This is a genomic window from Mycobacterium sp. IS-1590, from assembly GCF_001500025.1.
Classification (GTDB): domain Bacteria; phylum Actinomycetota; class Actinomycetes; order Mycobacteriales; family Mycobacteriaceae; genus Mycobacterium.
The window spans coordinates 1-5,387 of record NZ_LQIW01000031.1; the positions used below are offsets into that span (position 1 = coordinate 1).

Consider the following 5,387-nt stretch of genomic DNA (forward strand, 5'->3'; position numbering starts at 1 on the left):
TAATTTGTGTTCGGCGGTGTCCTACTTTTCCGCCCGGGTTGGGCAGTATCATTGGCGCTGGCAGGCTTAGCTTCCGGGTTCGGGATGGGTCCGGGCGTTTCCCTGCCGCTATTGACCGCCGTAACTTTATTCACTTTTCAGTGCCCCCGGTTGGTGTTGGGGGTGGTGTGTTTTGGTGGTGGGGTGTGTTTGCGTGGTTGATACGCGTGGATTTGGTGTGGTTGCGAGCGTTGTGTGTAAGTTTTCGGCCGGTTAGTGCCAGTTCCCTGAACCCATTGCTGGGCGTGTAGGTCTGGTCTATCGATCCCGTGGTCTGCGGGGGGCCTTATCCCACTGATATGGGTGAGAAGCCTGGTCTTGGAGGGGGTTTCCCGCTTAGATGCTTTCAGCGGTTATCCTGTCCGAACGTGGCTATCCAGCGGTGCCCCTGGTGGGACAACTGGTGTACCAGAGGTTCGTCCGTCCCGGTCCTCTCGTACTAGGGACAGGTTTCCTCAAGCTTCTGACGCGCGCGGCGGATAGAGACCGAACTGTCTCACGACGTTCTAAACCCAGCTCGCGTGCCGCTTTAATGGGCGAACAGCCCAACCCTTGGGACCTGCTCCAGCCCCAGGATGCGACGAGCCGACATCGAGGTGCCAAACCATCCCGTCGATATGGACTCTTGGGGAAGATCAGCCTGTTATCCCCGGGGTACCTTTTATCCGTTGAGCGACACCCCTTCCACTCGGGGGTGCCGGATCACTAGTCCCGACTTTCGTCCCTGCTTGACATGTCCGTCTCGCAGTCAAGCTCCCTTGTGCACTTACACTCAACACCTGATTGCCGTCCAGGTTGAGGGAACCTTTGGGCGCCTCCGTTACTTTTTAGGAGGCAACCGCCCCAGTTAAACTACCCACCAGGCACTGTCCCTGAACCGGATAGACGGTTCGAGGTTAGAGGCCCAATACGATCAGAGTGGTATTTCAACAACGACTCCACACAAACTGGCGTCTGTGTTTCACAGTCTCCCACCTATCCTACACAAACCGTATCGAGCACCAATACCAAGTTGTAGTGAAGGTCCCGGGGTCTTTTCGTCCTGCCGCGCGTAACGAGCATCTTTACTCGTAATGCAATTTCGCCGAGTCTATGGTTGAGACAGCTGAGAAGTCGTTACGCCATTCGTGCAGGTCGGAACTTACCCGACAAGGAATTTCGCTACCTTAGGATGGTTATAGTTACCACCGCCGTTTACTGGGGCTTAAATTCTCCGCTTCACCCTTGCGGGTTAACGGGTCCTCTTAACCTTCCAGCACCGGGCAGGCGTCAGTCCGTATACATCGTCTTGCGACTTCGCACGGACCTGTGTTTTTAGTAAACAGTCGCTTCTCACTGGTTTGTGCCACCCCCTCCCGCTGCCCACCGCGAAGGTGTTGACGGTGTGGGGGTCCCCCTTCTCCCGAAGTTACGGGGGCATTTTGCCGAGTTCCTTAACCATAGTTCACTCGTACGCCTCGGTATTCTCTACCTGACCACCTGTGTTGGTTTGGGGTACGGGCCGTGTATGCGCTCGCTAGAGGCTTTTCTCGACAGCATAGGATCACCGAATTCGCCTCACTCGGCTATGCATCACCTCTCAGGATATGTGAACGACGGATTTGCCTATCGTTCTCCCTACAGGTTTGCCCCAGTATTACCACTGACTGGTACGGCTACCTTCCTGCGTCACCCCATCGCTTGACTACTACCAACGAAGGTCCCGCGCAGCCCCACAACCCCCGCGACCCGAAGGTCTTGGGTGGTCATGGTTTTGGGCGGTTAGTACCGCTGATTCGTCAGGGACGCTCATACACGGGTACGGGAATATCAACCCGTTGTCCATCGACTACGCCTGTCGGCCTCGCCTTAGGTCCCGACTCACCCTGGGCGGACTGGCCTGGCCCAGGAACCCTTGGTCTTCCGGCGGGCAAGGTTCTCACTTGCCTTATCGCTACTCATGCCTGCATTCTCACTCCCACACCCTCCACCACTAGATCACTCTGTGGCTTCACCGGATGCAGGACGCTCCCCTACCCAACAACACCAAGGTGTTGCTGCCGCGGCTTCGGCGGTGTGCTTGAGCCCCGCTACATTATCGGCGCACAATCACTTGACCAGTGAGCTATTACGCACTCTTTCAAGGGTGGCTGCTTCTAAGCCAACCTCCTGGTTGTCTTCGCGACTGCACATCCTTTTCCACTTAGCACACGCTTAGGGGCCTTAGCCGGCGATCTGGGCTGTTTCCCTCTCGACGCACGGAGCTTATCCCCCGCCGTCTCACTGCCGCACTACACCTTGCCGGCATTCGGAGTTTGGCTGACGTCAGTAACCTAGTAGGGCCCATCGGCCATCCAGTAGCTCTACCTCCAGCAAGAACCATGCGACGCTGCACCTAAATGCATTTCGGGGAGAACCAGCTATCACGGAGTTTGATTGGCCTTTCACCCCTACCCACAGCTCATCCCCTCAGTCTTCAACCTAAGTGGGTTCGGGCCTCCACGCGGTCTTACCCGCGCTTCACCCTGGCCATGGGTAGATCACTCCGCTTCGGGTCCAGAACACACCACTACACCAAACACTACTGTTTGGATACGCCCTATTCAGACTCGCTTTCGCTGCGGCTACCCCACACGGGTTAACCTCGCGACATGTCCCTGACTCGCAGGCTCATTCTTCAAAAGGCACGCCATCACCCCACACAAAAGCGAGGGCTTTGACGGATTGTAGGCACACGGTTTCAGGTACTCTTTCACTCCCCTCCCGGGGTACTTTTCACCATTCCCTCACGGTACTGATCCGCTATCGGTCACTGAGAAGTATTCAGGCTTACCGGGTGGTCCCGGCAGATTCACAGCAGATTCCACGGGCCCGCTGCTACTCGGGGACACTGCGACAACAGAGCACATGTTTTCGGTTACGGGGCTCTCACCCACTACGGCAGACCATCCCAGGCCACTTCACCTAACACACACTTTTATCACTGCTGCCACCATCGGCGGATGATGGAACACAGACCCCACAACACCGCACACACAACCCCCGCCGGGTATCACATGCACACGGTTTAGCCATCCTCCGCTTTCGCTCGCCACTACTCACGGAATCACAATTGTTTTCTCTTCCTACGGGTACTGAGATGTTTCACTTCCCCGCGTTCCCCCCCAACGCCTATATATTCAGCGTTGGGTGACACGACATCACTCGTGCCGGGTTTCCCCATTCGGACATCCTCGGATCCACGCTCGGTTGACAGCTCCCCGAGGCATAACGCAGCCTCCCACGTCCTTCATCGGCTCCCAGTGCCAAGGCATCCACCATGCGCCCTTAAACACTTACACACAAAACAGATCAAAAATATTCTCGGAAGAATAAAAATTGCATTATCAAAACACGAGACCCACAAAGAGTCCCACGTTCAGATGCTCGCAACCACTATCCACAAATCAAACACCACACCCCACCACCAAAGACAGGGCGACAACACAGTCCTATCTCCGGTATCCCACACAGGGACGAAGAGATAGCGGGCTTGTTGCCTCAAAGCCCAATAGTGTGTTGGCGGTTCCTCAAAGCAGCGTTTCCCACACCACTTCTCACGTTTGTCGTGCACCAAACCGGGCGCCACTACAGCGCACCAGCTCCTCACGGCATCACGTATCCCCCACTGGGACACGCATCTTCGTGGTGCTCCTTAGAAAGGAGGTGATCCAGCCGCACCTTCCGGTACGGCTACCTTGTTACGACTTCGTCCCAATCGCCGATCCCACCTTCGACGGCTCCCTCCCACAAGGGGTTAGGCCACCGGCTTCGGGTGTTACCGACTTTCATGACGTGACGGGCGGTGTGTACAAGGCCCGGGAACGTATTCACCGCAGCGTTGCTGATCTGCGATTACTAGCGACTCCGACTTCACGGGGTCGAGTTGCAGACCCCGATCCGAACTGAGACCGGCTTTGAAAGGATTCGCTCCACCTCACGGCATCGCAGCCCTTTGTACCGGCCATTGTAGCATGTGTGAAGCCCTGGACATAAGGGGCATGATGACTTGACGTCATCCCCACCTTCCTCCGAGTTGACCCCGGCAGTCTCTCACGAGTCCCCGCCATAACGCGCTGGCAACATGAGACAAGGGTTGCGCTCGTTGCGGGACTTAACCCAACATCTCACGACACGAGCTGACGACAGCCATGCACCACCTGCACACAGGCCACAAGGGAAACCACATCTCTGCAGTCGTCCTGTGCATGTCAAACCCAGGTAAGGTTCTTCGCGTTGCATCGAATTAATCCACATGCTCCGCCGCTTGTGCGGGCCCCCGTCAATTTCTTTGAGTTTTAGCCTTGCGGCCGTACTCCCCAGGCGGGGTACTTAATGCGTTAGCTACGGCACGGATCCCAAGGAAGGAAACCCACACCTAGTACCCACCGTTTACGGCGTGGACTACCAGGGTATCTAATCCTGTTCGCTCCCCACGCTTTCGCTCCTCAGCGTCAGTTACTGCCCAGAGACCCGCCTTCGCCACCGGTGTTCCTCCTGATATCTGCGCATTCCACCGCTACACCAGGAATTCCAGTCTCCCCTGCAGTACTCAAGTCTGCCCGTATCGCCCGCACGCCCACAGTTAAGCTGTGAGTTTTCACGGACAACGCGACAAACCACCTACGAGCTCTTTACGCCCAGTAATTCCGGACAACGCTCGGACCCTACGTATTACCGCGGCTGCTGGCACGTAGTTGGCCGGTCCTTCTTCTATAGGTACCGTCACTTGCGCTTCGTCCCTATTGAAAGAGGTTTACAACCCGAAGGCCGTCATCCCCCACGCGGCGTCGCTGCATCAGGCTTGCGCCCATTGTGCAATATTCCCCACTGCTGCCTCCCGTAGGAGTCTGGGCCGTATCTCAGTCCCAGTGTGGCCGGTCACCCTCTCAGGCCGGCTACCCGTCGTCGCCTTGGTAAGCCATAACCTCACCAACAAGCTGATAGGCCGCGGGCCCATCCCACACCGCAAAAGCTTTCCCCTCCCAGCCATGCAACCAGAAGGAAATATTCGGTATTAGACCCAGTTTCCCAGGCTTATCCCAAAGTGCAGGGCAGATCACCCACGTGTTACTCACCCGTTCGCCACTCGAGTACCCCGAAGGGCCTTTCCGTTCGACTTGCATGTGTTAAGCACGCCGCCAGCGTTCGTCCTGAGCCAGAATCAAACTCTCCAAACAAAAACCGTTCAGAACAATCTGACCAAACAGACACCAAAAACTGGCATCAAAAAACACCACACCCACAAACGGGAAAACAGGGCATGGCAAAAAACAACAACAAACAAAAACCACCAAACACACTATTGAGTTCTCAAACAACACACCCGC

General features: G+C 56.2%; 3 rRNA genes. All 3 read right to left on the reverse strand.

Features of this window, described 5'->3' with window-relative positions:
• Positions 1-8: 8 nt before the first annotated feature.
• Positions 9-123 (reverse strand): 5S ribosomal RNA (gene rrf / locus AU197_RS17625).
• Between the two features lie 109 nt (positions 124-232).
• Positions 233-3,359, reverse strand: a 23S ribosomal RNA gene (locus tag AU197_RS17630).
• 357 nt (positions 3,360-3,716) lie between these two features.
• Positions 3,717-5,237 (reverse strand): 16S ribosomal RNA (locus AU197_RS17635).
• The 16S, 23S and 5S rRNA genes sit together here, the layout of an rRNA operon.
• Positions 5,238-5,387 lie beyond the last annotated feature (150 nt).